The organism is Candidatus Accumulibacter phosphatis, from assembly GCF_012939955.1.
Classification (GTDB): domain Bacteria; phylum Pseudomonadota; class Gammaproteobacteria; order Burkholderiales; family Rhodocyclaceae; genus Accumulibacter; species Accumulibacter delftensis.
This window is the reverse complement of sequence record NZ_SPMY01000006.1, coordinates 16,655-43,421: the sequence shown is the minus strand read 5'-3', so window position 1 is coordinate 43,421 and position 26,767 is coordinate 16,655. Positions and strand designations below refer to the sequence as shown.

Annotated in this window: 22 protein-coding genes, 1 tRNA gene and 3 pseudogenes; 10 read left to right on the top strand and 16 right to left on the bottom strand. The window is 61.8% G+C overall.

All coding sequences use genetic code 11. The features are described from left to right. Positions 1-2 precede the first annotated feature (2 nt). The 8 genes and pseudogenes from lpxA (at position 3) to E4Q23_RS02140 (ending at position 6,183) form a co-directional block, all read left to right on the top strand. Positions 3-773, top strand: coding sequence for an acyl-ACP--UDP-N-acetylglucosamine O-acyltransferase (lpxA, locus tag E4Q23_RS02175; protein WP_169065176.1), 771 nt, complete (start codon positions 3-5; stop codon positions 771-773). Then, the gene (gene lpxB, locus E4Q23_RS02170) at positions 770-1,960 is read left to right on the top strand and encodes a lipid-A-disaccharide synthase (protein WP_169065110.1); all 1,191 of its coding nucleotides are present in this window, start codon (positions 770-772) and stop codon (positions 1,958-1,960) included. Before lpxA ends, lpxB begins: the two co-directional genes overlap by 4 nt. Further along, positions 1,938-2,540 carry a ribonuclease HII gene (gene rnhB / locus E4Q23_RS02165; protein ID WP_169065109.1) on the top strand — a complete coding sequence of 201 codons (603 nt, stop codon included), beginning with the start codon at positions 1,938-1,940 and terminating at the stop codon, positions 2,538-2,540. The genes lpxB and rnhB overlap by 23 nt, the downstream gene beginning before the upstream one ends. Continuing rightward, entirely contained in the window at positions 2,537-3,349 is an 813-nt protein-coding gene (locus E4Q23_RS02160; RefSeq protein WP_169065108.1) for a TrmH family RNA methyltransferase, read from the top strand. Before rnhB ends, E4Q23_RS02160 begins: the two co-directional genes overlap by 4 nt. Before the next feature lie 79 nt (positions 3,350-3,428). Next, positions 3,429-3,519 (top strand) — tRNA-Ser (locus E4Q23_RS02155). Between the two features lie 466 nt (positions 3,520-3,985). Continuing rightward, positions 3,986-5,336, top strand: a pseudogene (locus E4Q23_RS23480) (IS1634 family transposase); the annotation flags it as partial. Between the two features lie 236 nt (positions 5,337-5,572). Continuing rightward, positions 5,573-5,848, top strand: coding sequence for a type II toxin-antitoxin system prevent-host-death family antitoxin (locus tag E4Q23_RS02145; protein WP_169065107.1), 276 nt, complete (start codon positions 5,573-5,575; stop codon positions 5,846-5,848). Next, positions 5,848-6,183 carry a type II toxin-antitoxin system RelE/ParE family toxin gene (locus tag E4Q23_RS02140; protein ID WP_169065106.1) on the top strand — a complete coding sequence of 112 codons (336 nt, stop codon included), beginning with the start codon at positions 5,848-5,850 and terminating at the stop codon, positions 6,181-6,183. Before E4Q23_RS02145 ends, E4Q23_RS02140 begins: the two co-directional genes overlap by 1 nt. Before the next feature lie 423 nt (positions 6,184-6,606). Here E4Q23_RS02140 and E4Q23_RS02135 read toward each other — a convergent pair whose 3' ends face one another. From E4Q23_RS02135 to E4Q23_RS02120, 4 genes are all read right to left on the bottom strand, one after another. Further along, a complete protein-coding gene (locus E4Q23_RS02135) occupies positions 6,607-7,530 on the bottom strand; it encodes a cation diffusion facilitator family transporter (protein WP_169065105.1) in 924 nt (307 codons plus the stop codon). Positions 7,531-7,738: 208 nt separating this feature from the next. Further along, complete coding sequence (locus E4Q23_RS02130) at positions 7,739-8,500, bottom strand: cytochrome c3 family protein (RefSeq protein ID WP_169065104.1); 762 nt, start codon at positions 8,498-8,500, stop codon at positions 7,739-7,741. Next, entirely contained in the window at positions 8,497-9,072 is a 576-nt protein-coding gene (locus E4Q23_RS02125) for a hypothetical protein (RefSeq protein ID WP_211203598.1), read from the bottom strand. Before E4Q23_RS02125 ends, E4Q23_RS02130 begins: the two co-directional genes overlap by 4 nt. Before the next feature lie 3 nt (positions 9,073-9,075). After that, positions 9,076-10,350 carry a 2Fe-2S iron-sulfur cluster-binding protein gene (locus E4Q23_RS02120; protein WP_169065103.1) on the bottom strand — a complete coding sequence of 425 codons (1,275 nt, stop codon included), beginning with the start codon at positions 10,348-10,350 and terminating at the stop codon, positions 9,076-9,078. 348 nt (positions 10,351-10,698) lie between these two features. On the opposite strand from E4Q23_RS02120, the gene E4Q23_RS02115 reads away from it, so the two are divergent. Further along, positions 10,699-11,049, top strand: coding sequence for a hypothetical protein (locus tag E4Q23_RS02115; RefSeq protein WP_169065102.1), 351 nt, complete (start codon positions 10,699-10,701; stop codon positions 11,047-11,049). A gap of 584 nt (positions 11,050-11,633) precedes the next feature. Here E4Q23_RS02115 and E4Q23_RS02110 read toward each other — a convergent pair. After that, positions 11,634-11,867, bottom strand: a pseudogene (locus tag E4Q23_RS02110) (recombinase family protein); the annotation flags it as partial. Between the two features lie 7 nt (positions 11,868-11,874). On the opposite strand from E4Q23_RS02110, the pseudogene E4Q23_RS25060 reads away from it, so the two are divergent. Beyond that, positions 11,875-12,057 (top strand): annotated as a pseudogene (locus tag E4Q23_RS25060) (transposase); the annotation flags it as partial. 151 nt (positions 12,058-12,208) lie between these two features. Here E4Q23_RS25060 and E4Q23_RS23470 read toward each other — a convergent pair. The 11 genes from E4Q23_RS23470 to E4Q23_RS02050 form a co-directional block, all read right to left on the bottom strand. Further along, positions 12,209-15,568, bottom strand: a complete 3,360-nt coding sequence (locus tag E4Q23_RS23470) for a DUF4157 domain-containing protein (protein WP_291996711.1) — start codon at positions 15,566-15,568, stop codon at positions 12,209-12,211. A gap of 248 nt (positions 15,569-15,816) precedes the next feature. Then, positions 15,817-16,095 (bottom strand): hypothetical protein, encoded by a 279-nt coding sequence (locus E4Q23_RS02095; protein ID WP_169065101.1) that lies wholly within the window; start codon positions 16,093-16,095, stop codon positions 15,817-15,819. An 89-nt stretch (positions 16,096-16,184) separates the two neighbouring features. Beyond that, a complete protein-coding gene (locus E4Q23_RS02090) occupies positions 16,185-19,145 on the bottom strand; it encodes a hypothetical protein (protein ID WP_169065100.1) in 2,961 nt (986 codons plus the stop codon). 21 nt (positions 19,146-19,166) lie between these two features. After that, a complete protein-coding gene (locus E4Q23_RS02085) occupies positions 19,167-19,802 on the bottom strand; it encodes a phage tail protein (RefSeq protein WP_169065099.1) in 636 nt (211 codons plus the stop codon). Between the two features lie 2 nt (positions 19,803-19,804). Beyond that, a complete protein-coding gene (locus E4Q23_RS02080) occupies positions 19,805-20,851 on the bottom strand; it encodes a baseplate J/gp47 family protein (RefSeq protein WP_169065098.1) in 1,047 nt (348 codons plus the stop codon). 2 nt (positions 20,852-20,853) lie between these two features. Continuing rightward, positions 20,854-23,976 (bottom strand): putative baseplate assembly protein, encoded by a 3,123-nt coding sequence (locus E4Q23_RS02075; RefSeq protein WP_211203597.1) that lies wholly within the window; start codon positions 23,974-23,976, stop codon positions 20,854-20,856. A gap of 2 nt (positions 23,977-23,978) precedes the next feature. Next, positions 23,979-24,386 (bottom strand): GPW/gp25 family protein, encoded by a 408-nt coding sequence (locus tag E4Q23_RS02070; protein ID WP_169065096.1) that lies wholly within the window; start codon positions 24,384-24,386, stop codon positions 23,979-23,981. 8 nt (positions 24,387-24,394) lie between these two features. Then, a complete protein-coding gene (locus E4Q23_RS02065) occupies positions 24,395-24,787 on the bottom strand; it encodes a PAAR domain-containing protein (RefSeq protein WP_169065095.1) in 393 nt (130 codons plus the stop codon). A 9-nt stretch (positions 24,788-24,796) separates the two neighbouring features. Then, positions 24,797-25,480: a phage baseplate assembly protein V gene (locus E4Q23_RS02060; RefSeq protein WP_211203596.1), complete on the bottom strand. Its 684-nt coding sequence runs from the start codon at positions 25,478-25,480 to the stop codon at positions 24,797-24,799. Then, on the bottom strand, positions 25,477-26,544 hold the full coding sequence (locus E4Q23_RS02055; protein WP_169065094.1) for a phage late control D family protein: 1,068 nt from the start codon (positions 26,542-26,544) through the stop codon (positions 25,477-25,479). The genes E4Q23_RS02060 and E4Q23_RS02055 overlap by 4 nt, the downstream gene beginning before the upstream one ends. Beyond that, the gene (locus E4Q23_RS02050; protein WP_169065093.1) at positions 26,541-26,729 is read right to left on the bottom strand and encodes a LysM peptidoglycan-binding domain-containing protein; all 189 of its coding nucleotides are present in this window, start codon (positions 26,727-26,729) and stop codon (positions 26,541-26,543) included. Before E4Q23_RS02050 ends, E4Q23_RS02055 begins: the two co-directional genes overlap by 4 nt. Between the last annotated feature and the right edge of the window lie 38 nt (positions 26,730-26,767).

Below are 26,767 nucleotides of genomic sequence, written 5' to 3'. Positions count from 1 at the left end.
CCATGATTCATCAAAGTGCGCTCGTCGAGCGCGGCGCGCAACTCGGCTGCAATGTTTCAGTTGGTGCCTATTCGATCATCGGCGAAGACGTGGAAATCGGCGACAACACGGTGATCGGTCCGCATGTGGTGATTTCCGGGCGGACGCGCATCGGTCGTGACAACCGGATCTTCCAGTTCAATTCGCTGGGGGAAGTGCCGCAGGACAAGAAATACGACGGCGAGCCGACGCGACTGGAGATCGGTGACCGCAACACCATTCGCGAGTTCTGCACCTTCAACCTGGGGACCGCCCAGGATGTTGGCATCACCCGCGTTGGTAATGACAACTGGATCATGGCCTATGTGCATATTGCGCATGATTGCCAAGTGGGTAACCACACCGTATTCGCCAATAACGCACAGTTGGCCGGCCATGTGCATATTGATGACTGGGCAATTCTCGGCGGCTATACCGGGGTACACCAGTTCTGCCGCGTTGGCGCCCATACCATGACGGCCGTCGGGACGGTGGTGCTGCAGGATATTCCGCCGTTTGTCATGGCAGCCGGAAACACGGCCAGTCCCTTTGGGATCAACGCCGAGGGGCTCAAGCGGCGTGGTTTTTCTCCGGAAGCGCTGCTGGCTTTGAAGCGCGCCTACCGGACCCTCTACAAGTCGGGGTTGATGCTGGATGAGGCGCGCGCCAAACTGAACGAAGAGGTGCTCGTTCATCCGGAGATCCAGCCGCTCCTCGATTTCCTCGCGGCTTCGAAGCGCGGCATCATTCGATGAGCGCTGCGGCACCGCTGCGCATCGCCATGGTCGCCGGCGAAGCCTCGGGCGATCTCCTCGCCAGTCAGCTGGTTCAGGCCTTGCAGGCGAGGCTTCCGGGGGCCGTTTTTTTCGGTGTCGGTGGCCCGAAGATGCTCGCGACGGGTTTTACGGCCTGGCATCCGCTCGAAAAGCTGGCCGTCCGCGGTTACGTCGAAGTCCTTCGGCACTATCGCGAGATTGCCGCCATCCGCCGCGATCTCAAACGCCGCTTGCTTGCTGACCCGCCGGACGTCTTCATCGGCGTCGATGCGCCGGACTTCAATCTATCGCTCGAAAAGGCGCTCAAGCGGCGCGGCGTTGCCTGCGTGCATTACGTCAGCCCGTCGATCTGGGCCTGGCGCGGCGAACGCATCCACAGCATCGGTGCGGCAGTTTCGCGTGTGCTGGCACTTTTTCCGTTCGAGACCGCGCTCTACGAGAAGCAAGGCATTCCCGTGAGCTATGTCGGCCATCCTCTGGCCGACATGCTGCCGCTCGAAGACGGTCGCCATACGGCGCGGACGCTGCTCGGCATTTCACCAGCGACGCCGGTCTTCGCGCTCTTGCCCGGTAGCCGCCAGTCCGAACTGCAGTACATGGCGGAGACTTTCATCGAAACCGCCCGCCGCATGCACGAGCAGATTCCGGAGGCGATTTTCCTGGCTCCGCTGACGACGCGCGAAACGCGCGTGTTGTTCGAAAGCGCACTGCATCGCCGGCGGGCGAAGCAGTTGCCTATTCGCCTGCTTTTCGGGCACGCCCATCAGGCGATGATGGCCGCCGATGCGGTCCTGGTCGCCAGCGGCACGGCGACCCTCGAGGCAGCACTGCTCAAGCGGCCGATGGCCATCGTCTACAAGATGGCGCCGCTGTCGTACCGAATGATGCGCCGTATGGGCTACCTGCCCTATGTCGGTCTGCCGAACGTCCTGGCCGGCAAATTCGTTGTTCCGGAGTTCATCCAGGACGAAGCGACCGCCGAGAATCTGGCGCAAGCACTGCTCAATCTCTATGCGGACAAAGAGGCGTGCGAGCGCATCAAGTCCGTATTTCGGGAGATCCATTTGCAGTTGCGGCAGAACGCCGCCGAGAAGGCTGCTGCTGCGGTCATCGCCTGCCTGCCAACAACAGCGCTACACGTCGATGCCCTTGCTGTTGCCGGTTGAAGGTCTGGTTTGCGGCGTCGACGAAGCCGGCCGCGGGCCGCTGGCGGGACCCGTGGTCGCCGCCGCCGTGATCCTCGATCCAGGTCGGCCAATTAGCGGTCTGAACGACTCGAAAAAACTTTCGGCCGGCAAGCGGGAATTGCTCGCCGAGCAGATTCGCGGCAGCGCACTGGCCTGGGCCGTCGCTGAAGCCAGTGTCGCCGAGATCGACCAGATCAACATCCTGCAGGCCAGCCTGCTGGCCATGCAGCGTGCCGTCGCGGCGCTCACCGGCGCCCACGGTCCGGTATTCCCGAGTCATGCACTGGTCGACGGCTGTCATTGTCCACAGCTGTCGTGTTCCGTCGAAGCCATCGTCGGCGGCGACGGCAAGGTCGCAGCGATCGCTGCCGCATCGATTCTCGCCAAGACCTATCGCGATGCCGGCATGCTTGTGCTGCACGCTAGTTATCCGCAGTACGGTTTTGATCGCCACAAGGGTTACCCGACCGCATTTCACCTGCAGGCGCTGCGCGAACAGGGTGCGAGTCCGCAGCACCGCCGCAGCTTTGCACCGGTGGCGCGGCTCAGCGACTTATGAAACGAATCGGCTCGCGCGACAATGCCCATTACAAGGCACTCCTGAAACTCTCGCAAAGCAGTCGTGAGCGGCGCAAGAGCGGCCGCGCGCTACTTGACGGCATGCACCTCATCGAGGCCTACGAGCAGAGCTGCGGGGTGCCTGACGAGATCGTGGTCAGCGACGGCGGTGCTGCGCGGCCGGAGAATGCGCGTTATCTCGATAGCCGGCCAGCGGGTAGTCGCATCAGCGTTCTGGCCGACGCCTTGTTCGACGATCTGGCGCTGGTCGATACGCCCAGTGGCATCATGGCCGTCGTTGCGCAGCCACAGCCGGCTGGCGGCTGCGACCATGCAGCCGATGCGGTTTTGCTTGATGGCGTTCAGGATCCGGGTAATCTCGGTTCGATTCTGCGTAGCGCTGCTGCTGCCGGCTTTCGCCAGATCCTGCTCTCGGCGGATTGCGCGCAAGCCTGGTCGCCAAAGTCCCTGCGTGCGGCGATGGGTGCGCATTTTCAACTCGACATCCACGAAAACAGTGATTTGAGCCGCTTTCTAGCCGCCTATCGTGGCCAGTCTGCTGCCACGCTCCCCGCCGCATCGAGCAGTCTCTACAGCGCTACGCTCGGCCGACCGCTGGCCTGGGTTTTCGGCAGCGAAGGTCTTGGTGTCCGGCCGCAAGTCCTTGCACAAACCAGTCGGCATCTGCGCATCCCCATGTCTGCTGCCAGCGAATCGCTGAATGTCGCCGCCGCCGCTGCCGTTTGCCTTTTTGAAACGCTGCGCCAGCGTCAGGCGGCCGAACTGTCGGCGCTGCCTGGCGTGGACTAGCGAGGCCCGGTGTTCTGCCTTTCTGGCTCGTTTCACATTTGGTGTTGGCGTCACCTTCTGCTAGAATTCGCGGTCTTCCGGAGAGATGGATGAGTGGTTTAAGTCGCACGCCTGGAAAGCGTGTTTAGGATAATATCCTAACGCGGGTTCGAATCCCGCTCTCTCCGCCATAGGCCTATCAGGCAAGGGCGTTATAGGCTGAGCAGGCGAAATGTATGCCTAGAAGTAGGCCTGCGATTATTTGGCGGTAGCACGGGAAGGGCCACGTCGTTGGCCATGCGACCAGCGGTCGTGAATTGCTAGCCTATGGACATGGATGGACCGTCAAGCCCTTGGCAGTCCTTCGGCTTAACGCCTATAGAGCCGCCATAGCAGTCGCCATCGCACCCCAATTCCTGCCCTCCGCGCGCTCCTGTTGCCATCGTCCGCATCGCAGAGGTGCGAAGCTTGCCCTTGACGTCTGGCAGGCCTCTTCACCCGCCAGACGGGGGGCTTTCCTGGCAGCGCTCAGCTAACGGTCATGACATGTCGAGACACCCCCGATGATGAAAGCCATGACCGTTTTCCCTCTTCCCCTGCCCCTTCTCCCGCAAGGAGAAGGGAGTTTCGTGAGTCGCTTGCGCGACTTTCACATTAACACGTGAGGGCTACTTCACCTACCGGCTGGTGCGTGGCGAACGCATCGCAGGCAAGGTCCGTCAGATCGTCCTGCTGAATCTGGGACGCAATTTCTCTATCAAGCAGGAAGACTGGCCGGTGCTGTGTCGGCGCATCGAACAGCTGCTGCACCCCCAGGAAGCGCTGCTGCCCGTGCCATGCGCAGGTCATATCGAAAGTGCGGCCCAGCGCTACGCCCGGCAGCTGATCGTGCGGGCACCGATGAGCAACGCGTCGGCGACAGAGGCCAGCGACCCTGCCGGAAACCCGCGTCCGCCGGTGACATTCGTCGAAGTCGATGTTGACTCGCTGCAAACGATGCAGTCGCGTTCGGTCGGCGTCGAGCACGTCGGCCTGCATGCGCTGGCCGAACCGGGCATCATCGACAAGTTGCGGGAGTTGGGCGTTAATGGCGTTCTGCGGGCGTCGATTATCGGCAACCTGATCGGAAGAATGGGCCATCCGGGCTCCGAGCGGGCGACCTGGAACTGGTTGCAGAAGCACAGCGCCTTGGGCGAACTGATCGACGTCGACTTCCTGTCGATGTTGCACATGGCTCTTTACCGGGGTTCGGACGTCCTGATGAAGCATCGGGAGGTGATTGAAGCGTGTTTGTTTGGCACCGTTCGCACGCTCTTTGGTCTGGAAGAAACGATCACGCTCTACGACCTGACCAAGACCTACTTCGAAGGCGAAGTCCCGAGCAATCGCAAGGTCAAGCGTGGCCGTTCCAAGGAGAAGCGTAGCGATTGCCCCTTGGTGACGCTTGGTCTAGTGCTCGACGGCAGCGGCTTTGTGCGCCGCTCGCAGACCTTCGAAGGGAATGTCAGCGAAGCCGGCACGTTGGCCGGCATGTTCACCGGGCTAAACGCCCCGGCGGGGGCGCTGGTGATCATGGACGCGGGCATCGCCAGCGAAGCCAAGGTCGCCTGGCCAACTCGACTGGGATGAAGAGCGGTTCTGGCGCACCTATACTCTGCTGACCGACCTGGAAAGTGTGTTTCGCAGCCTGAAGAGCGAACTGGGCTTGCGGCCGATCGACCATCACACGGAAGATCGCGCCGACGGCCATCTGTTCATTACCGTGCTGGCTTACCAGTGTGTGCAGTTCCTTCGCCTAAAGCTGAAGGCGGCGGGCATTCCCGACAGTTGGGCGACCCTGCGCGAAACCCTCTCGATCCAGCGCCGGGTGACGACGACTTTCCGGCAACGCGATGGCCGCACGCTGCACGTCCGCAAGGCCACTGCCGCCGAGCCCGAGCTGATGGCGATCTATCGCGCCTTGGGCGTCAACTCAGACCCCGGAGGAACCCGAAAACTGGTCGCCTGACACGAAATTACGCGCTTGTTGTGCCATTAGAGATTCAAGTGCCTTGCAAGCAGTTGATTATGCAAGAGGTTTTTTTGAGAATGTTAAACACGGGGTAAGGCCTGACGCCGCAGAGGTACCGGTTACGCAGCAGCAACATCTGGGCTTTGGTTGCGTGCGCGAGCGGATTGATCAGCTGTTGCAGCAAGACTGAATAAGGACTATATTAAGTCTCGATCGTATCGAGGAGGCAGGCCGTGCGCTACTCGTCGCAAATCAAACCCATCAGTTATCTCAAGGCAAACGCCGCCGAAGTCTTGGCCCGGCTGACGGAGGGGCGAGAGCCGCTCGTCATCACCCAGAATGGCGAAGCCAAGGCGGTCATTCAGGATGTCGCTTCCTACGAAGAAACACAGGAAACCTTGGCGCTGCTGAAAATTCTCGCCCTGGGCAACGCGGAGATTGAAGCTGGGAAAGTAAAGCCCGTGGGTGATGTTGTCGCAAGGTTGCGGGCCAAACCGGCAGCCAAGTAATGGCTGGGCCCAAGTACGAGGTAGTGCTGACCGCGGGTGCCGAGCAGGATCTCGAATCGATTTACGACTACATCGCTGAATTCGACTGCAAGGCCAATTCCGATTACGTCCTTGATCGTTTGTTGGAGGTTGTAGAGAGCCTGACTGCCTTCCCGGAGCGTGGTGCCTACCCCAAGGAACTGATTGCCCTCGGCATCCGGGATTATAGGCAGACCGCCTTCAAGCCCTATCGAGTGATCTACCGCGTCATGTGCCAGAAGGTCTTCATTTATGTGATCGCCGATGGTCGGCGGGACATGCAATCGTTACTTGCGCGCCGTCTGCTCGGGGCCTGACGGCCGAACGCAGTTTTCCGCAGCTACCCTCACCAGTCCTCACATGCCCCGATAGCGAGTTTTCTTCCAGGGAACTACGCACCACCAGACAAGAAGACTAACCCCTCGTCGGGTTGGTTTTTTTTTGCCCGCTCCCGCGTGTTTGCGCGGCTGTGTGCGGATTCCTGTGGACTTCGAGTTTTCCCGCAGGCGCCCGGATTTGGCCGTTTTCACTCTCTCCGGGGCATTCTTCTCTCCGCCTCGATCTCCGCCGAAGGCCCGAAGTCCACGAGCGCTCGCAATTGGCCTATTAAAAATCAACGGCTTATAGGTGGTCCAATCAAGCGGTTGATTCGTGGAATTGGTAGGCGATGGAAACAACAACGCTGGTCACGACCGCAGTTATCGGAAAAGGGCGTTTTTTGCCCCCGACTCTGGCTCTGTTTAGAAGCGCGGTCGATCAAGCTCCTGGTCGATCATTGACACGGGGTCTTCCAATGGTTCCAGATGGGTCGTGACGTGCGCCCGTGGCAAGAAATGATGAATCTCGACCTCGATACGCTCCGCCCAGGTGTGACCTTCCTGTACCGTCCAGTTACCCGGCACCAGGACGTGCAAGACCACGAAGGTACGACTGCCTGACTGACGAGTGCGCAGGGCATGAAAATCCAGCCCCTGGGCGCGATACCCCGCCAACAGCGTTTCGATCTGCTCAAGTTTTTCCGCCGGTACCGATACATCCATCAGGCCGGCGGCGGAGCGCCGCACCAGCTGCAGGCCGGTCCAGACGATGTTCGCCGCAACGAGCAGCGCGATGACCGGATCGAGCCAAAGCCAGCCAGTCAGCCAGACCAGGCCGACGCCGGCAATGACCCCCGCCGAGGTCCACACATCGGTCATCAGGTGATGTGCATCGGCTTCCAGAGTGATCGAATTGTGTTCTCGACCCACACCCATCAAGATCCTCGCGGTCGCGAAATTGATCACGGAAGCGACCACAGAAACCAGCAGTCCGACCCCCACGGCTTCGAGCGACTGAGGATGCATCAGGCGGATAATGGCCGTATAGCCGATGCTGACAGCCGCCAAAAGGATCAGGCAACCCTCGAAAGCACTTGAGAAATATTCAGCCTTGCTGTAACCGTAGGTGTGATTGTCGTCCGCTGGACGCGCCGCCAAGGTCAGCATCCATAGCGCCATCAAGGCCCCTGCAAGGTTCACGAATGACTCGATGGCATCAGACAACAGCCCGACCGAACCGGTCAGCCACCAGGCCACGCCCTTCAGCAGAATGGTGGCAATGGCCGCCGCGATCGACAGCCAGGCGTAGCGTGTCAGCGACGGGGAAAGGGTGGTAGTGCTTTCCATTACTCGGGTACCTTCACTATGATGGTGAGCACCGGCAGGCACCGGCGCACGCGCGGCGCAATATTTTCTTTGTCAGTGTTCTCTGTCGTTTCGTCGAAGGCCCCGGAAAAGGTGTGAGGGTCGAGTAGCGCCACGATGAGGACGGACTGGTTTCTAGGCGGATTCTCCGCACGTGCCGAGTTGCCTGGACGAAGCGGGGACGACCGGTTCAGTCATCGTCATCGTGTTCCTTGCGGCCACGTTTCCCATCGCGCTTGCCCTCCCTTTCCCCGTGGCTGCCTTTGATGTCATCCTCGTCGGCACTGCGGTGACACTCGACGCAATTGTCGAAATCACGGATACCTTCCTCGATATGCTTGCGGCGAATGTTTGCCAGCGAGTGTTCGTGGCACCCGTAGCAGGTGTAGCGGCTGTAGTCATTGCCCAGATGACAGGTCACACAGCGCGCATTGTGGTCGCGGTCCAGGACAAAGTACTTGTTGTGATCGAAGCTTGCCGGTAGCCACTTCTCCTGGTTGTGGCACTGGCTACAGTTGCCGCTGATCTGTTGGTGCAGCGAGTCGGCAGGTGCCTTGTGGCAAGACTGGCACTGCTGGAGCGTGTCCTTCTTCAGCAAGGCATGGTTGAAGCGCCCTTGCTGCCGGAAACGCCTCACTCCCGCATGATCACTATGGCAGGCGACGCAGTCCTGAGTGGCGAGCTTCTGGTGGAAGGGGGTCGTGGTGAGCGGCTTGGCGATCGGCAGGCCGACAGTTGTCAGGCGACCGATATCAGCCGGTTTGTGACAGCTGATACAGAGTTCGGAACTAGCTCCCATGAGGGGCGTGTGACAGGCAAAGCAATCGGCGTCCAGTTGCTGGTGGCCGGGAATCAGCGTTCCTGGTGCGACCATCAACTGCGGATAGACGAAAGCCAGAATCGCCAGCGCGATCAGATTGGCCGCCAGAATGATCTTGACGATACGGCTCATATCCAGCCCCAGAACAGGAAGATGCTGATGATGTGGCCCAGCGCCAAGGTGGCGAACACGATGAAGATCGGAATATGCACCTTTCGCCACAGCGTCATCGCATCGACTGCTACCGCATCCCAGAACACGGCCTGCTCCGCTTCTGGCCGCGACAGACCACGCAGTTGAAAGCTGTCGCGCTGACCCTGCAGATGGCGGCGCGAGCGATCCAGCAACAGTTTGCCGACCATGCCGCTGATCACGTTCACGCCCATGGCCACTGTCGCCAGCCAGGGCAGGATGGCGTTGAAATGGATGCCGGCATGGATAAGCACCATCAGCGAACCGAGCCAGGTGCCGATCTCATGCAGGGTAAGCAGGGATTTCGCGTTCCCCGTCGTGATGAACTTGCGTTTGCGCAGCGAATAGACCAGCGAGCCGATGATCAGGATCGTTCCCGGAATGCCCATGTAGCGGCCGACCCACACCAGGTTCAGTCGATGCAGCAGGTAGTCGCCTGCCAGGGTCGCCGCGGCCAGCAGACCCACCAGCAGGGAGAAGGGCAGAACATGCTGACGCCAGAGCGAGGTCATTATCTATACCTCCAGGGTGACGCTGGTCTTGGGCGTGCAGACGCAGAGCAGGCAGGTGCCCGGTTCTGGATCGTAGTCCGGCGGTTGACGGTAGGCCACCTCACCGGCGCGGATGGTCGTCTGGCAGGTGCCGCAGCCGCCAGCCCGGCAACCGGAGTCGACCGGAATGCCGTTGGCCTCGGCGAAGGCGAGCAAGCTGCCGGCAGTGGGTTGCCACGGAAACTGTTTGCCAGACTTCGCGAAGGTGACGACGATGTCGCCATCCTCCACTGCGTTCCGTGGCATCGTGGCAGCGCTGGTTTCGGCTTGCTTGCGGAGGACCGACGCGGGGCCAAAGGCCTCGAAGTGGATGTGGGCGTCGGGCACACCCCAGTCACCGAGCGCAGGCACCAGGCTTTCCATCAGCGGGGCGGGGCCGCAAATATAGAAGTGGTAGGGCTTGAGGGCAAGTTTCAGACGCAACAGCGCCAGATCGATGCGGCCCTGATGATGATAATCACGTCCGACCACTTCTTCCGGCAGGGGCTGGCTGAAGCAGAACAACAAGTGGAAGTTCGGATGTGCTTCTGCCAAGGCCGCAAGATGCGATCTCATCACCAACTCGCTGCCGTCGCGCACACCGTAGAAAAGCCAGACCTCGCGGCCCGGTTGTTCGACCACGCACCAGTTCAACATGCTTAGCATCGGTGTGATGCCAATGCCGCCACCGATAAGCACCACAGGTGCGTCGCTGCGGTCGATATGAAAATGTCCAGCGGGCGCACGTACCTGGAGCAGGCTGCCGACACCCACCTGGTCGTGGAAGAAATTTGAGGAGCGCCCTGCTGGAAGTTGGTTCCCCGCTGGCGGCAGTATCCGTTTGATCGAGACGCGGTAGCTATCGGGGCGAGGCGCATCCGACAGCGAATAGCAACGGATGACCTGTTCCGTGCCCGCCGTCGTCGGCAGGTCAAGGCGAAAGGTCAGAAACTGTCCTGGCAGAAAACGCGGCAACGCTTGCCCGTCTTCCGGCAGGAGGTAGAACGAGCAGACGGACTGCGCGACATCCTCCGTCACCTTGCGCTCGACCCTGAACGTCCGGAAGCCTGGCCAGGGAGCCTTGGCCAAGTCGCTCTCCGCCGTCGGAGAAGTGGCTTTGACGGGCAGGTTGAACTCCACGGCGCGGCCGCGCAATGCCTGATACTCCTGCCAGTGACGCCAGAAGCCGACACCCAGATAGATCGCCACCTGCAGCACGATTCCCGACGCAATCCAGAGGATCAAGTGGAGAGAAGTCATCTTGCTACGTTCGCTGAGAACAAACGGAAACGATCGCGCGGAGAGCGGTCACGCCGCCCAAGCGCCCATTCTTCAGAAACACATTGATTCCCTCCCCCTGTCGGTTACAGTGATTTTAGCAACCGCAGGTGAACAGGGCCTGAACGGACGCCTCACCAGAGTAAGCGGTGCATGCTTTCTGGTTTGTGTGGTCGGCGACGCGATGCCCATCGAGAGGAGTGTTTGGCGTCAGCCGCAGGAGGTGCACCATCTGCGCACCTGTCGCTTTGCAGGATCAGGCCTATCCACTGAACAGGGTTGCAGTGGCTATGCTCATCCGCTCCAGACAGCTCAGCACAGGAGTAAATCATGAAACGGAAAACGTGGGTTCTATCGGCCTTGGTAAGCACTTTGTCATTGTCTGCCGGGTGGGCATTGGCAGGCGATCCGCAAGCGATCAAGGAAAAGCCTCAAGTTCAGACGCAGGAGCAAGTCTATGGCAGCCAACTTATGACGCAAGACGAGCAGATGGCACATCGCGCGAAAATGCGGGCCACGACGACTACAGAGGAACGAGAACAGCTCCGCAAGGAACATCATGAGCAGATGCAGGAGCGCGCCAAGGCGCGTGGTGTGACACTGCCCGCCGAACCGCCGGCCAGAGGTGGCGGCATGGGTCCCGGCGGCGGCATGGGGCCTGGTGGTGGTCGTGGTTTCTAAGCGGGCAATAAGTGTCACGTAAAAACTGCCACACCCACCAGCGCCGTGGTCGAGCAAGTTCGTTGTCAAACGCAGGCGACCGATCCGGTAGCGGGGCCGGTGACCATGCGCGGGACGATGCTGGCCAACGTGTCCGCTGGTCTCAACCGTCAGTCGCTCGCGATCGGTTGCAGAAGCTCTGGGTTTGCAGAAAGCAGACATCGCAACCGGCACCTTGATAATCGGGTTCGCTGAGACGCGAATAGGTCCTTCGGTCCACTTGCCGCGTGACAACAGTGTTCTGCGGCCGTCAGCTTTGTGATCAGTAAGCCGACATGGCACTTGTGGACGTCATTAGACAGGTATGGGTCTCGGATCCAGTTTACTCGCCTGCGCCTCGACGCTCACGAAAATTGACCCACCGTTGGCGCGCGCCAACACCCAGGTTTTCGCCTCGGAGCGGGGTCAAGGGCGGGCTGCGGTTTTTGCAGCCCGGCGCAGCGTACCGTTGACGCCGCTCCGAGGCGAGTACGCTCGGGAATGGCTGTGTGCGCGGCATTTTCGCGCGCATAGCCATGACGACCAGGCGGGTCCGTTTTTATGAGCAAAAGTGGGTCAATTCCTGAGAGCGTCAAGGCCTGCGACAGCAGGTCGCCGAGCAGGGCCGGTGCGCGCAGGATACCGCGCAGTTGTTCGAGCACCGCCGACTCCAGCTCTGCCGCCGGCAAGCGTGGCAGAACGGACGCGCCCGCCTGCTCCTTGGTGTCACGCATCGGGATGTAGTACCGGTAGCGGCGCCCGTTGCTCTTCTTGGTCGTGTGCCAGGGAGACAGGGCACGACTCGCGGCGACCATCACTCCCGCCGACGCCTTAACGGCGCTCGGACGCCTGACCTATCTCTACAGCACCCACCGCGACAGCCAGCGCCACGTTTCTCTCCCGCGCCCGGACGAACAGCAAGCGAAGATCCTCACTGCTCTCGGTCTGACCTTCCCCACCAAGCCAAAAGTTGAGCAGCGCGCCGCGTAGGCCGAGCGCACTGTCTGCGGGTTGCCGCATTTTTGATAAAAATCATATGCATGCGGCAGAATTGCGCTTACAGCGCCGAGGAAGATCCGTTGGGGGGGCCGCGCCTTCGCGCGACCCGCCGCGTGGGCATGCATCGATTCTGCCCAGGCAGTTATGGCCTCCTGGGCTTCATTTCCTTGTGCGGCGGCTTCGTCCCAGCAGGCGGCGCTGGATCGGGATCGAACGCGGCTAGGTAGGCCGTGAGGGTGGTGGCGCCCTTCACGTAGGCGCCCTGGGCCTCCGGTGCCTCCGGGTCCTCGGGCATCATGCCGGTGTGGTAGATGCCTACCGGGTTCTCGTCGCCGTCCTTGGCGAGGTGAAACTCCACTCCGTAGCGACTGCGCAGGATGAAGAACGCGACGTGATCCCAGTCGACCGTGAAGTTGTCGCCGGCACGATCGGGTGACTTCGCGTTGCCCTTGAGGTGGATCGATCCGTTCATGAACACCAGGTCGCCCATGCGCGGTTCGAACGGCTTCCAGCTGGTCTCTGTCACGGTCTCGACGCGGCCGCTGAGCTGCACGGCCCCGATGCTGCGGATCCGGTAACCCTTCTTCAGCAGCTCTTCCCACAGCACGCGCGGCAGCAGGTCGCCGACTTGCGGCCGGGTGCCCGGCGCGACCTCGCCGCGCGCCCGGCGGACGAAGTCGTTGCAGTTCAACGGGCCCATGGACATCGCCTTGACGACACCCGGCGGGAAGCAGGCCGTGACGTCGATGCGGCTGCGACCCGCGATCCTGCGCGGCTGGATGCCGGGACCCAGCACGCGGTCGAGGTCCGCATCGGTGTCCTTCGGCTCGGGCCTGATGAGGATCGCATTGCCATCCCCAAGTTCGGCCGTGAAGCGATACAGGGTCGTGGCCGGCGCGGCAGCCTGCTGCACCACGTGCGCCAGTTCGTGGGCGATCAGCCGCCGGCCGCGCCAAGTCTGCGGCGCAAAGTGCCCCTCGCCGAAGAACACGTCGCGCCCCACCGTGAATGCATCGGCCTTCACCTCCCGGGCGAGCGCATTGGCCCGCGGGCCGGTGTGGATACGCACGTCGGGAAGCGCCTGCCCGAGACCAGCCTCCGCGAAGTCGCGCAGGCCAGCGGGCAGTGCGTCGCCGTGACCAGACAGGCCGCGGATCGACCGTTCGACCCCGGCGCTGACGGCACCACCGCCCGCACCCTCTGTGGCATGGCGGTGCAGCACCGCTTCATTCGGATTGAACGGGGGGTCCGGCGCGGCTTCGTCGGCCAGGGCCGGCCGCGCCCGGCCGGGCCGCAAGATCCACGCGTACCGGTCCTGTCCCATGATCTGCGGGATCGATTGCGGCCCGCCACGGCTCGGCAACCTCTCGGCATAGCTCTTGAAAGGCGTGCTGAGCGCGCGGCCCGAGAGGCGGCCGGGACGGCTGGCACCGATAAAATTGAACGAGTCGCCGGCCTCTGCCACCACAATGTTGGCGTGGTAGGCGTTGCCGCCCGGGCGGAGGAACAGGACGATATCGCCCGCCGCGGGTGCGGCCATCGCGGCCGGCGGGCTCGCGCTATCGTAGACCACCGTACCGTTGGCGAGCGCCCAGTCGACCATGCGCTCGGCCCACTGGAGGCCCCAACCGGGCAAGCCGCGACGTTTCAGCATACGCTCCTTGTCGATCTCCTCGTAGCGCTCGGACTGTGGCGGGTAGATCTGGCCGGTGAGAGGGAAGTCATGGTAGCCCGACAGGCGCATCACGGCTTCGGTGTATGTGTTGCAGACGACGCCATAGTCGCGCAGGGCGGTGAGCAGCTCGTTCGACGCCGGACCGGTCTTGTCCACGATGAGGGCGCGCAGCGTCTTCTGCCAGCAGCTTTCCTTGGCTGCGGCCAACTGCCCCGCCAGCTCGGCCGAGGTCTTCTCGGCCTGCTCGAGCGCTTTCAGGGCTTTCTCGGCGGCGTCTCCGCCCGACGCCCCAGCGTCACCGCTGGTGGGCTTGGCTTGCTTGGCAGACCTGCCCGCGTGCAGCTTGGCCTTCAGGCCGGCGATCTCGTCGGCCAGCTGGCGCTGCTTCTGGGCGATCTGCGCTACCGTGTCATCGCCCGAGTAGGCATAGGGCAGGCCCGACAGCCTCTCGGCCCAGCGCAGCACTTCCTTGCGCCGGGCGTCAGCGTCATCTGCCTTGGCGGCCGGCGGGCTGGCCGCGGTGCCGGCGGCGGCAACCTGCCTGAACAGGGTCTCACGCTTCGGTGCCACCTGCAGCGGCGGCGCCTCCGGGAGCGCCGGGTTCTTCGCGGTCTTTGGCGTGTCCGGGGCCTTGGCCCGGTTCGCCGCACCCTGCCCCGGCACGTCCTCGGCCTTCTCCCAAACAAACACCGAGCGGCCGATCTGCAAGTACCGGTGCTTGGCCTTCACGTCCTCCCAGTAGTTATCCGCGGCATGACCCATGTAGTTGCCGTTCTCGTCCCGCGCCGGATAGTCCGAAAACAGGTCGATCATGCCGCCCTGGCCTACCGCACCCACGACCGGATTCGGCTCGTCCCGGTTCAGGATCCTCAGCGCCAGGGCCCGGTAGCGGGTGACGGCTGGGGTCAGCTGGACGGCATAGGCCTGCATCGTCTTGGGCTGCTTCTCGGGCAGCCCGGTCGGGTCCCCGGGCTCGAAGTCGCCAATGAAGGCCCGGTACTCGCGCGAACCCTTGCCCTTGTAGCCGGTCACGCTGCCGTACAGCCGCGGCCGATGCACGATCTTCTGGATCGACGCGCCACCCTTCATCTTGCCCACCAGCACGTAGCCGACCGCGGCGTCCTCGCGCGGGTCGGTCCGCGACGACTCGGCGAAGATCACCGCGGCCAGCGTCTGCACATCGGCCTCCGAGAGGCGGCCGCTCTTCGTCTCGACCATCGGCTCACCGGCGTCCGCGCCGGTGCCGGCATCCGCGGGCTGGCGGGCGATTCCCCCTCCCTGCTGCAGCACATGCGTCAGCTCATGCGCCAGCAAGCGTCTGCCAGCGTCGCTGTGCGGGGCGTATTGGCCGCTGTTGAAAACCATGTCGTGGCCGACGGTATAGGCGAGAGCGTTGACGGCGCGGGCCGATTCGCTGGCCTGGGTGTTGGTGTGAATACGCACGGCACTGAAGTCGGCGCCGAAGCGCGGTTCGAAGAAAGCGCGGGCAGGCGGATCGAGGGGGCTGCCGGGCTGACGCAAGGTGGTGACGACGGTATCGAGGCCGGAATTTTCGCTATCGCTTGCTGGACTCTGGGGCTGCCGCTGCAGTTCCTCGTCTTGTTCGCATTCCTGGCATAGACGCTGGATCGACAACGGACGGATCGGTGTCCGATCGATACCCGGCCGCGTCAAGGCAGGCTCGGGCATGCGCAGGACCTGATCGGCGATACGATCGGCTTCCTGTTCGTAGAAATCGTTCGGGTGGCTGACCGTGAGTTTGGGTTGAAGGACCTGATTACGCAGCCCCGCCGGGATGGCGTGATGACCACCGCGCACGGGATTCACGACATACGTCGGTCCGGGCTTAGCCGGCGAGGAAGTGCGGGGTATACGACTTGAGGATGACGGTATCGCCTGTCTGGTCGCTTTCACGTTTTCTCACCTCCTGCCATCGGCCCCGGAGCCCAAGGCATTCCTGAACGAACCCCAAAAATCAAGGGACGCGGGCGCCCGCAACCGGGCAGTGGTGCCGCGAGCCTTACACTACGTCCATTGGCGGGTCCTGATCCGGCCCGTGCCGCACGGTCTGCCGTTCACTGGCGGGGAGCAGGGGGAAACGGCGCGCCCGGGTAAGGATTCGGCGGTTGCTTGGGAAAGCTTTCCCGCAAATCCTGGATCAAGGCCTCGGCCGCATTGCCGGTCAGGGCAACGATGGATTTCCCATCTTCAGCAATGGTGGCTTCCGTGCCACCCACCATAAAATGCTCGCTGGCGTGGTCCTGGGTCATGACGAAAACCACGCCCTTCATTGGTTGCGGGTAGACACGTTCGTTCTTGTCGTCGATGGAATAGGTGATCCGGTAATAGTTCATACACTGATTCTCCTAACAATTGGCGGCGGCCTTGACCACCGCAACTTACGGATAGAGCAATTCAGCGACGGCAGTCAGCATGCACAATTCTAGACTGGTGCCTTCAAAAGCGTGCCGTTGCCTGCTTGCCAGATAGATACCCCGTCAAAGACCAACAGGCCAGTGTGGCTTCCTGTCGAGGGAAGGAGCATCGGCAGGACGGTATTGGTGTATATGTCGACTCGATATCCCTGACCATTGGTGCACTGGACCAGAAGATGGGTACCGTTGAAACACATCCTTGCCGGCAGGGCGCCTGCGGGCAAGGCTACGCTGGTGGTGGCGGTGCTATCAGTGGCTATCTTGCTCAGGCTGTTGGCGCCAGTGTTGGCCACCCACATGTTGGAATAGTCAAAGACAATAGCCTGTGGAGCCGCGCCAACAGGGATCGTGCCATAAAGGGGGCCGTCAGCCCAGGCGCCCAGTTTGCTGACTGTGTTGTCGCCGGTGTTGGTGATCCAGACATAATTACTTTCACATGCGACTCCTTGCGGATTGCTTCCGACGCTAAAGGTCCCCGCCAGCGATGTGGCGTGTTCGTAAAATACGCTGACCGTGCCGTCGCCGCTATTGGCCACCCATAGCGTCTGATAAAATGGATCGTATGCAATGCCGGCCGGATTCGCGCCAACGGGGATGGTGGCCAGCACGCTGCCGGTAAGGGGATCGATCTTGCTGACGCTGTTGCTGCCGAAGTTGGTGACAAAAACATGCTTCCCGTTGTAGACGACGCTGTGTGGTCTTGTACCGACCATCACGGTCCGCACGACTTGCCCGGTGTCGATGTCGACCTGCAGAACCCGGGCGCTGCCATAGACTGCCACCCACATATATAGGCCGTCAAACGCCATTCCCCGGGATTCCCCCGCCAACAGCGTCGCCGCAACGGTATTGGCTGCAAGGTCGATCTTGGTCACCTGACTCGACCCAGCAACCCACAGGAATCCCGAAACACTCGGCATCGCAGCACCCCAGAACCCGACAGGCGCTGGAACAGTGGCGACCACTGTGTTGGTGTTGGTATCGACCTTCTGGACCTGATTCCCGCCCACCCATAGAAAGCTCCCAATTACGGCAAGCGCAGATGGATAATTGCTCGCTACTGGAACGGTAGCCACCACTATATTGGCGCCGACATCGACCTTGCTCACCGTACCCGAGTTGTTATTCGCCACCCAAAGAAACGTTCCGGTCGCGGCAGCCAGGCCTCTGGGCTGGCTGCCAACGGATACGATCGCCACCACGGTGTTGGTCGCCATATCGATCTTGCTGACGCTATCGCTACCACTGTTGGCGGCCCACAGGAAGCTGCCGACCACCGCGAGGCCAGCAGGGTTCGACTCGACCGCAACCTTAGCTACCACGGCCTCCTTCGCCATATCGATCTTGCTGACGCTATCACCAAAGTAATTCGCAACCCAGAGAAAGGCGCCACTCACCGCCAGGGCGTTCGGTTGCGACCCCACGGATATCCTTGCGACCACGCTGTTGGTCGCGACATCGATCTTGCTCACGGAATTGCTGCCCCAGTTGGCCACCCACAGATAGCCACCGCCGAACGCCAACCCGAAGGGGGTGGAATCGACAGCCACGATAGTCACTACGAGATTGGTCGTCGGGTCGATCTTGAGGACCGCATTCTCATTACTAACAGTATTGGCCACCCAAAAATGGGTTCCGTCAAATGCCATCCCACCGGGCAAGTATGCCAAGGATACGGCCATCGGCGGATTGAAAATCTGGGCCAGTAGCGGCACTCTCAGCAGCCGGGAGCGGGTGATGGGGTCCAGCTTGGCGAGGGTGACGCTGCGGTCAGCCGGCGCGAAAGGGTGGGTGTGGAGCGCGGCAGCGTTGGAAGTCGGACCGGCAGTCAAGACATTCAGGTTGGTCGCAGTGACGTCGCCACTGACACCTGCCAGGTCGGACGGCGATATCTTCTTGCTGTCGGCGCCGTCGTGGCCGTGACCGGTGGCGATGTTGAACCGCGTCTCGCGGGCAATGGCGCCATCGAGGCGCGCGGCAGCAATGACGCCGCTCCCGGCGTTGATCTGGGTGACGAGACGATCGACACCGCCCTGGGTATCGACCTGCGCGGCGGTGGTGAGGTGCGGATTGCTGGTGCTCGCCACGTGGCCATCGAGTTTGCTTCCGTCGGCGGACACATCGCGGCCGTCCACGCTACCGCTGACCGCAATATCGCCGACCACGTCGACCGGCGAACCGATCTTCAGTTTCCCCGACGTATGTCCGGTGACCACGCTTCCTTCGACGGTCACGGTGTCCGCATCGGCGTCGCCGAGTACGACGTTGCCCTGGACGGCGAGGTTGCCGGTCATGGTGACCGGAGAATCGATCCGCAGTTGGCCGCTGCTGTGACCGGTGAGTATGCTCCCCGCGACGGTCACGGTGTCCGTGTCGTCATCCCCGAGAACGACGTTGCCACGCATCTGGTCGGCCTCGATCAGCGTCGTCTGCCCGTGGACTTCCAGGTTGCCCTTCACGGTAAGGTCGCGCCCAACGGTCAGGTCGCCTCCCACGACCGGCGCCGAGTCGATGCGGCGATAGTCGCTTTTCAGGGTCACCGCACCGTTCCCGGCGACGGCCGCAACCTGTGCCAGGCCGACTGCGCCGGCCGGCAGGTCGACGACCACCGCCGGCAGCGCAGTCTCCGTCCAGCGCGTTTCCAGCTTGATCGGGTCGGGATCAACGGCTTTATCGGTCTTCTTCTCCTCGAGAGCGATCACGACGTAAGCATTGGCATGGGTCGCATTGATGGCCACCATGGCATCCGTCTCCAGGACGATCTCACGTCCGTCGTTGTCGATTGCCATGCCGGCTTTGACGATCACCTGGCTGGCGCCCGCAACCACTTCCAGACCATAGACGATTCCCGGCGTATGCGCGCTCTTGTTGTGCTTTCGGCGCATCGACAGGTGGTAGTCCTGCTCAAGCTTGAAATCATCCTCGCGCAGAAACTGGCCAGTGAAATAATTGAGCCGCTGGATTGCCATGGTTTCGCCTCCTCAACAACGCTAAATAAGGGTATCGATGCCAACCGTCGACTGCACGCCGATCTGAAAGGTCGGACCGGAAATGCTCAGGCTGTAGGAAGTGTGTGCCGGCTTTTCGATATCGAGCACCGCCCGCACCGATTCCGTCTTCCGGGACAACTCGGCCGGATCCGGCGTCGTGAACGCGACATTGACGTGAAACAGGTGCGGCGGCATGCCGCCGACAACAGTATCGACGCCGACTGTCGAAATCGTGCCAACCTGTATCGGGTCGTGTTCGTCGGAAATCGACACGCCATCGCCCACGTAGATCTTTAAGTACTCTTCCAGCCCGGCCTTGGTGCCGCGTTTGCGATACAGCGGGATAATCTTTGCAAGCACCGTTCGCTTCTGCTCCGGCGACCAGTCCGCCCGCAGCACCAGTGCAGTCCAGCTGGCCAGCCACGGCAGAAAATCCTCGCGTGCGCGCATGGGGTCGAAGTAGTCGGGGATTTGGTCGAGCAGACACTCCCAATCCGTGAACATCGGATCGATGACCTTGAGCAGGCGCGTCGCCGGGGGTGCGGCATCGCCGTCGGAACCCGAACCCGAGTCAGCGTGCTGCAACAACTCGGGCAGCAGCGATGCATAGTTGAAGGCGGCGTTTTTGGTTGTCATGATCAATTCACCGGGGTTATGGTCAAACTGCGCAAGCTTGGCAGATCGTCGATCGGCACCTCTCGAGCCTGCAGATCTTCGTTGATTTCGAGACCCTCGACATGGTCCACTCCCGCCAGCGATTCGATCAGGTAATAGAGTTCGTAGGCCGACACCGGCCTGCCGAATGGCCAGCCCCTGCGGTCGCGGCCACCGCCGAGCGGATTGAAAAAACCCGAGATGGCGCCGGTAACCGTGTCGACCACCTCCCTTTTCACGGTATTGGGTCGCGTCACAAGCGAGACCTTCAGCGTGATGTCGGTATACCGCGGTGGCCGCACGACGATGCGCGTGCCGACCAGCTTTCGATCGTCAAGTCGTGCCTTGACGGTGCGCAGGAGTGCTGCGTCCGGGACGGCGCCGGAGGCTGGAACGACCGCGACCGTGATCGTGCCAGCCTCCGGAAAGGAGGCAATGGATACGCGGCCGACATCGGCGCTGGCCAACATCGCCTCACGCTCGAAGTCTGCGGTGGTAATGGCTCGATAGGGATCGTTGAAGAAGCGAAGGGCGCGCTGTCTGGCGCCATCTAGAGACTCCGCGACCGGCCGCGGTCCAGACACCCATAATCCCTGCAGTCGCATCTGCGCTGCGCGGACGATGTCGGCGGCCTGCATCGCCCCGGCGCGCAATACGATCAATACCGATACGCGGTTCTCGCGCTCGGCGTAGCGGACATGCACCTCGTCGACCTCGCCGCTCACCTGTCTTGCCGCGCGCTCGATATCCTGGGTGGTGACACCGCTCATTGCCTGTCGGAAGTCCTCACTCTGGATGGACGACTCGCCGAGCAGTAGCGAGATGAAGTTGGCCAGGGTCCTGGCGGGTATGCGGTTGGCGCGATAAAGGTTCGCTTCGCTCACCCACGCCAACAACTCGAGCAGGGTGATGCCGGGGTCGGAAAGGTTGTGGTTGGTCCACTCCGGCGCCAGCAACGGAATCATGGCGCGCATTTCTCCGACCAGATCGTCGAAGCGGCGGGTGTCGAGATCTGGCAGCGGCAATGGCATGACTAAGCTCCCGTCGCCACGATGGTGTGGTGTCCCGATGCAGCCAGATCGTTGCTAGCCATTGCGATACGTTCCTGCGGTCGATCACTGCCGGATTTGCGGATGCTCAGATTGCGCACCCGGTCCACGCCCTCGGTTCCCTGCACCACAGCGCCAACTTCAGATAAATATATGGCGCGACCAAATTCCCAACCTTCGCCATCCGGGCCACCACTCAGCGGATGCAGGAACGCCCGCAACTCGTCGAACACCCGCTTCTCGACCGCCTTCGCCTCCTCGATGCGCAGGGGGATCACTTCTGCTGCGACGTCGATGGGAACGTAGCGCGGACCGATCACGTCGATGCGGCTGCCCAGGGTCGCCAGCGCTCGATCCGTCAGGAAGTCCTTGACGGTGTGGAGCAGGTTCTCGGTCGGGAGCGGCTGGTCCTCGTCCCCGTGCGGCACGATGATCACCGTGATCCATCCCGGCGCAGTGCCCTGACGATTGTCCTTGGTCAGGGAATCTGCACTGGTCAGTGCCAGGCAGCGGGACTTCGCGACCTCTCCCGCGGCCTCGCGCGCCAGCCATTCGTAGTCCTCGACGGTGACGGCGCGATTCCGGCTCTTGATGCGCAAAGGACCACTGATCGCCACATTGGCGATGGCTTCCGCATCCGCGCCGCCGTGCGACGCTTCGAGGTTGAAGACCTGGTCGACGAGAGGGATGGTGGTTTTCAACTCGGTCAAGGTGCGCAGCGCACACTGGCCCTTGGCGCCGCCACCCGCGCGGTAGATCCTGACCATAATGCTGTCCTTGCCTGCCGGCGGAATCCGGCCGTGCACACTGTCGCCGAAGGTAATGGTGCCGGTTACGTGGTCCACGACATAATGGCGATCGGCAGGTGTCGATAGGCTCATTGCCGACACGGCATGCCAGCGCACCCAGACTTCGATGACATTGCCAGCGGCATCGGTAACGGTGCGAACCGCGTCCGGACCTTCGTCAGCCGCAATACGCTGCTGGTCCGCGTCGCCCGGCGGCGTGGGCTCGCGAACCTCGATGATCTGGCCCGCCAGTATCGGCGTCTTGGCGAACTGGAACCTTTGATCGGGGTCGCCATTGCTCGAGCCGAGGATGTGGTCCCTGAAGGTTACGCCGTGGCTGGCCCAGACCGTGTTCAAGGCGATTGCGCCCAGTCGGGGTGGTGCAGCGTAGCCGCCAGACTCGAGGCTGGCGCGAATCCACAAGCCCTTCCTGCCGAACAGATATCGCTCCCTTGCATTCGCCGGCGAGATGAAGCGCAGGAGCCCGCTGCGGGTGAGATTTGTCGTCTCGTCTTCGGCCGGCAACCGCTGCCAGTCCGTGCCGTTCCAATACCACCAGACGACGATCGCTGCGCCTGCCGACCCAATGGCCTGGGCCGGCTGTCGAGATCCATAGAGCGGCTGCACGACCTGTAGGTAAATGCTCAGCGCGGTGCCGGTCGGGGTGGTGACGGGGTCGAATACAAGGTAGAGCGCGGGCCGGTTTTCGTTCCATCCGAAAAACGGTTGAAACGGACCGGGCGCGGTCACGTCCCGATAGGTGAAGCTGTTTTCCGTCAAAAGGGCGTGCGCCTTCCCGCTGCTCGTCACGCTATAGCTGAGATCCATGGATTTGATCGACGGGACCGCGAAAGTCGCGGCGACGTACATGAAGGTATCGACCAGTCCGTTCTTTGTCAGCAAGGCCAGGATGCTCTGGTACTTCTTGGAATCGGTTTCGATTTCCGCCAAATCCTGCTGCAGAGCGGCATTGGCCGTCTGTTGGTACCCGGCTTCCCTACCGTAATCACCCGCGATGATTCGGATGCGAATCCAGTAGTCGTCGATGCCATTGACCGACGTTGGTACGATCGGCGGGCAACGGAAAGTGACGGCACCAGCTTGTGTAAAGGCCTGGCTGGTGTCCGAAAATTCGAAGTCACCCGCGGTGGGCGCACCGCCCTGCGTGGTCGTGCCGACAATGCGCCAGATGGAACCGTCCCAGTACTCCCAGGCCAGACTCACCGTCTCGACCGGTTGGGGAAGCGCTTGCGACAGGTCCACGTCCAGCGTGATCAGGGCATGGGGGATGCTGAGTGCCTGGAGACTGGCGATATAGAGGGTGTCGTTGAATTTGGGACGTTCGCCAAACGGGAAGAAATCCTTGCTGATATCCAAAGGAACATTGTTGAAAAAGGCCAGGTATGCGGGTACCAGCCGATCGTCGATCACCGTGCCGACGGCAATACTGCTGACCTGCACTGGCACGGCGTCGTTGGTCTTCGCCCGGAGCCAATAGCTCGATCTGCTGACCATGGCACCGACGTCATCGTGGCCGGCAACCGTCACCGGGGCAATGCCCGGTGTCTTCAGGGAATATCCTGAATTGCCTGTAGTCACCTCTTCCGGCTCCCGCCAACCCGCAGCCGTTGAATACTCCCAGCGCAAGATCGGCAACTGATCGTCCTTTGCCAGAGTGAATTCAACGGTCAAGCCCGCCCCCGCCCGGTCGGCATTTGCGTACAAGCTGTCGTGCCCGATGTAGAGCGCATGCGGGTTCGCTTGCCACGCAGACGGCCCGCCCGCATCACCAAACACTTCCAGGCCAGCGGCGTCAGGAGCTGCAAGCAGTCCGCTCAATTCGATGTAGCGGTCCTTGCGCAGGTCCACCGAGAACGCTCCCGCCAAGGTGGCGCGGGTCACGATCAGGTCCAGTTCCGTCTCGAAGACGACATCCTCGCGTTTGGCGGCACCCACCTGCGTGCCTCTCGGCACCAGTCGGTCGGTCGGAGCCTTGTCGGACAAGACAAAGGTCAGCGGCGCGCGCGCCGGCTGGGGTGGCTTTCGGTCTATTCCCAGAAAATCCAGAAACGCCAGGAAATTCTTTTCCGGCACGCGGTTGATCTGACCGGTGAGCGTTTCCCCCATGTGCGCGGCCAGCTTCAACAGGGCCATGCCGAAGTCGCTCTTGTCATCGGCAACACTCAGGATCTGGTCGTCGTCACCACTAACCTCTGCCGCCGACTTCCACTCCTTGAACCGATCCGGGATCCTCCGGATCATTTCGATCAGAAAATGCTTGGCGCGCCGCGGATCAATGGGCGGATGGCTCGCGGACAAGGTCATTCCCTCCCCAGGTAATAGGGGTAAACGAGGTTGTGTTCGCGGTTCGTTGTGATGACGCGGTAGTCGATGCTGATCAACAGCGTGGCATCGGAATCGGAATCCGCCTGTGCGTCCACCAGGAGCAGTTCAATCCTGGGCTCCCACTTTTGGAGCGCCTCGCGGACAAAAAAGATTGCCAGGCCGGCGGTCGAGGTATTGTTCGGGGCGAACGCCAGGCGATTCAGATCGCAGCCAAACTCTGAGCGCATCAGTCGCTCGCCCGGCGGAGTGCCGAGCACGATCCGGATCGACTCCTCGATCGATTGTTCGTAGGCGGACACTGCAATACGGGTGATGCGGTCGGGTCCCGCAGCGACCGCAATCGGGAATCGCCAACCGACCCCGAGAAAGTCACGTTCCGCCATGGCCGCGCTTACCCGATGAACACGGTGCCAACCGCAAGTACGGTTCCGGCCGGCAGGTCGGAAGGATCATTGCAGGTCGTCGCCATGTCGCCGTTGCGGGCCGCCATTTTGCCGTTGATCTTCACGGCGGTGCTGCCGACCTTGATCGTGGCCTTGTTGCCGGGCGGATTCTGGAATGGGCCGCCCTGGGGAATGTGCGGCGGGGTATTGGAGGCCGTGGAATCTACGGTCGCCGCCGCCATCCCCATGATATTCACATCGGCGCTGAGAGCGCCGTCGATGATCCCGACAAAGGGATGCGGCAAGGGCGTGGGCACCGGCGCAGGACCGGCCGGGATCATCACGATGTGGATATCGGTTGCCATCACCTGGTCGCCCTTTTTTGCCGCTGCTTGTCCCATGACCATCTCCTAGTTGATGTTGACGGTCGCGCCCTGCAAATTCATGGTGGCACTGGCCTTGATATTCATTTCCGAACCGGCTTCCACCTTGATCGCTGCGCTGGATTTCAATTCCAGCTCTTTGGCGATCAGGCTGATCTTGCCCTGCGGCGCGTTCAGCACGAGGTCCTTGTCGGTGGTGATGGTGATCGTGTTTTCCTTGCTATCGATGACCACGGAGTTCTTGCCGGTCTTGTCGATGACCTCGATTTTTTCGCTGCCATCCGTGTCGTCAAGCTTGATGATGTGGCCGCTGCGCGACTTGATAAGCCGGACGTTGTTCTTGCCATCGTTCGCGAACTCCGGCGGCAGGACGTCGACGCCGTTCCATAGCGCACCAATCACGAACGGTCGGCGCATGTCGCCGTGCTCAAAGGCCACTAAAACTTCGTCATCGACCTCGGGCAGAAACACGCTGCCGCGTTCCTTGCCGGCCATCAGCGTCGCCACCCTGGCCCATTCGCTCTCGTCATCCTCGGAAAACCAGGGAAATTTCACCCGCACGCGGCCGAGGTTGTCCGGGTCCTTGAGGTTGGTGACAACGCCAATGGCGACCCCTGCTCCGGATACTGGAGCGGTGACATCTCGGCCGCCGTGTTCGCCGCTGCCTGCAGGAGCATTCGCGGCGCCGATAAGCTGCTGACATAGACTCATACGGAATTCCTCGTAACTTCGAAGCGAGTACGATAGCCGGTCGGCCCGATCGTGTGTTGGGCCGATACGACGTAATAGGGGCCGCTGAATGCCTTGCCGACGCCGGCAATATCGATTGTCTTGCCGGCGCGGATCAGGGGCGATCCCGCGCATTCCCCTTGCGCCTCGATGAAGTTGCTTTGCTGGCGGTTGTACCAGGCTTTCGCCATCTGGGCGGCCGCATCGGCGTCGGCCAGGATCTGCCCCGGAATGGTGCGTGTCGCCGACGTAAAGGCGGCAGCCGACAATTCGGCACCGGTCTGCTTGCCACCCATTTTCGCTGTTTCGTCGCCAGCCCCTGCTTTGCCCAGAATGAGTTTCTTGGTCTTTACATCCCAGCCACGCACCTCGACCTTGGCGCCGTCGGCTATGACCCGCTGGCGTGGCGTAAATTGGATCAGGTCGCGGCGATAGGTCAGGCTGATAACGGGATCGTCCTGCAGCTTGGGCTTGCGAAAATAGAGTGTCTTGTCCTCAACCGACACCTCATAGTTGAGCGGCCAAGCCAGGCGTAACAGGAGCGCCAGGTCGGTTTCGTTATTCTGCGTGACGTGCGGATGTTTTTCGGTAGTGCTCTCGGCCGCGGCGGTCAAGCCAATCGCATTGCCGATCTCGGCGGCGATGTCGCTGGATGTCTTGTTTTGAAAAGTGCGCTGGCGGTTCCCGAACTGAAGCCGGTGCAGGCGATTGTAGGCCCGAACCCGCAAGCTGTCGGGGCCGTCGATGCCGCCGAACGCGGGCTCCAGGGCAGTGACCTCACCGGTAAATACAGCGGTCTCGCTATTGATGCCGAGTGCCATTTCAAGCGGCGTACCCAGCGCAAACTGGTCGAGATAGGCTTCATTCAGGCGCATGCGCATCCCGTCCCAGAGATTGACCGAGAAACTCAACATCGCCGGCATGTTGAGGTCCTCGCACAACTCTACCGAGCCGATGTCGGCCTTCAGCGCCGGGTCAGCTGCGACCTTGGCTATCGACAACGTGAATCGCGGTATGCCGACCAGCGGCGTGACGGGCGCGCTCATGCTCTCGGGGCAGGTACCAGCAACAGGCGGCCAAAGTCCTGTTGAACTGGAAATCGCAAGGGGTCGGCGATGCCGTTGGCGTCAGCGATTGGCCGCCACAGACGCGGGTCACCGTAGACCTGCGCAGCAATCATTGGCAGCGTGTCCCCTGACTTTACTGTCCAAACCATCGTCGATGTGATCATTGCCGGTATCCTGATATTTCTCCGTTTGCCGCCGTGGC

What these genes read in the sequence shown, in the direction of transcription:
- E4Q23_RS02135 (WP_169065105.1), bottom strand. Translation starts at nt 7,530, where the DNA reads ATGGAAAGCACTACCACCCTTTCCCCGTCGCTGACACGCTACGCCTGG.
- E4Q23_RS02090 (WP_169065100.1), bottom strand. Translation starts at nt 19,145, where the DNA reads ATGGCAATCCAGCGGCTCAATTATTTCACTGGCCAGTTTCTGCGCGAG.
- E4Q23_RS02130 (WP_169065104.1), bottom strand. Translation starts at nt 8,500, where the DNA reads ATGAGCCGTATCGTCAAGATCATTCTGGCGGCCAATCTGATCGCGCTG.
- E4Q23_RS02095 (WP_169065101.1), bottom strand. Translation starts at nt 16,095, where the DNA reads ATGAACTATTACCGGATCACCTATTCCATCGACGACAAGAACGAACGT.
- E4Q23_RS02140 (WP_169065106.1), top strand. Translation starts at nt 5,848, where the DNA reads ATGGCTGGGCCCAAGTACGAGGTAGTGCTGACCGCGGGTGCCGAGCAG.
- E4Q23_RS02050 (WP_169065093.1), bottom strand. Translation starts at nt 26,729, where the DNA reads ATGATCACATCGACGATGGTTTGGACAGTAAAGTCAGGGGACACGCTG.
- E4Q23_RS02160 (WP_169065108.1), top strand. Translation starts at nt 2,537, where the DNA reads ATGAAACGAATCGGCTCGCGCGACAATGCCCATTACAAGGCACTCCTG.
- E4Q23_RS02070 (WP_169065096.1), bottom strand. Translation starts at nt 24,386, where the DNA reads ATGGCGGAACGTGACTTTCTCGGGGTCGGTTGGCGATTCCCGATTGCG.
- E4Q23_RS02115 (WP_169065102.1), top strand. Translation starts at nt 10,699, where the DNA reads ATGAAACGGAAAACGTGGGTTCTATCGGCCTTGGTAAGCACTTTGTCA.
- rnhB (WP_169065109.1), top strand. Translation starts at nt 1,938, where the DNA reads ATGCCCTTGCTGTTGCCGGTTGAAGGTCTGGTTTGCGGCGTCGACGAA.
- E4Q23_RS02120 (WP_169065103.1), bottom strand. Translation starts at nt 10,350, where the DNA reads ATGACTTCTCTCCACTTGATCCTCTGGATTGCGTCGGGAATCGTGCTG.
- E4Q23_RS02085 (WP_169065099.1), bottom strand. Translation starts at nt 19,802, where the DNA reads ATGACAACCAAAAACGCCGCCTTCAACTATGCATCGCTGCTGCCCGAG.
- lpxB (WP_169065110.1), top strand. Translation starts at nt 770, where the DNA reads ATGAGCGCTGCGGCACCGCTGCGCATCGCCATGGTCGCCGGCGAAGCC.
- E4Q23_RS02125 (WP_211203598.1), bottom strand. Translation starts at nt 9,072, where the DNA reads ATGACCTCGCTCTGGCGTCAGCATGTTCTGCCCTTCTCCCTGCTGGTG.
- E4Q23_RS02080 (WP_169065098.1), bottom strand. Translation starts at nt 20,851, where the DNA reads ATGCCATTGCCGCTGCCAGATCTCGACACCCGCCGCTTCGACGATCTG.
- E4Q23_RS02055 (WP_169065094.1), bottom strand. Translation starts at nt 26,544, where the DNA reads ATGAGCGCGCCCGTCACGCCGCTGGTCGGCATACCGCGATTCACGTTG.
- lpxA (WP_169065176.1), top strand. Translation starts at nt 3, where the DNA reads ATGATTCATCAAAGTGCGCTCGTCGAGCGCGGCGCGCAACTCGGCTGC.
- E4Q23_RS02060 (WP_211203596.1), bottom strand. Translation starts at nt 25,480, where the DNA reads ATGAGTCTATGTCAGCAGCTTATCGGCGCCGCGAATGCTCCTGCAGGC.
- E4Q23_RS02065 (WP_169065095.1), bottom strand. Translation starts at nt 24,787, where the DNA reads ATGGGACAAGCAGCGGCAAAAAAGGGCGACCAGGTGATGGCAACCGAT.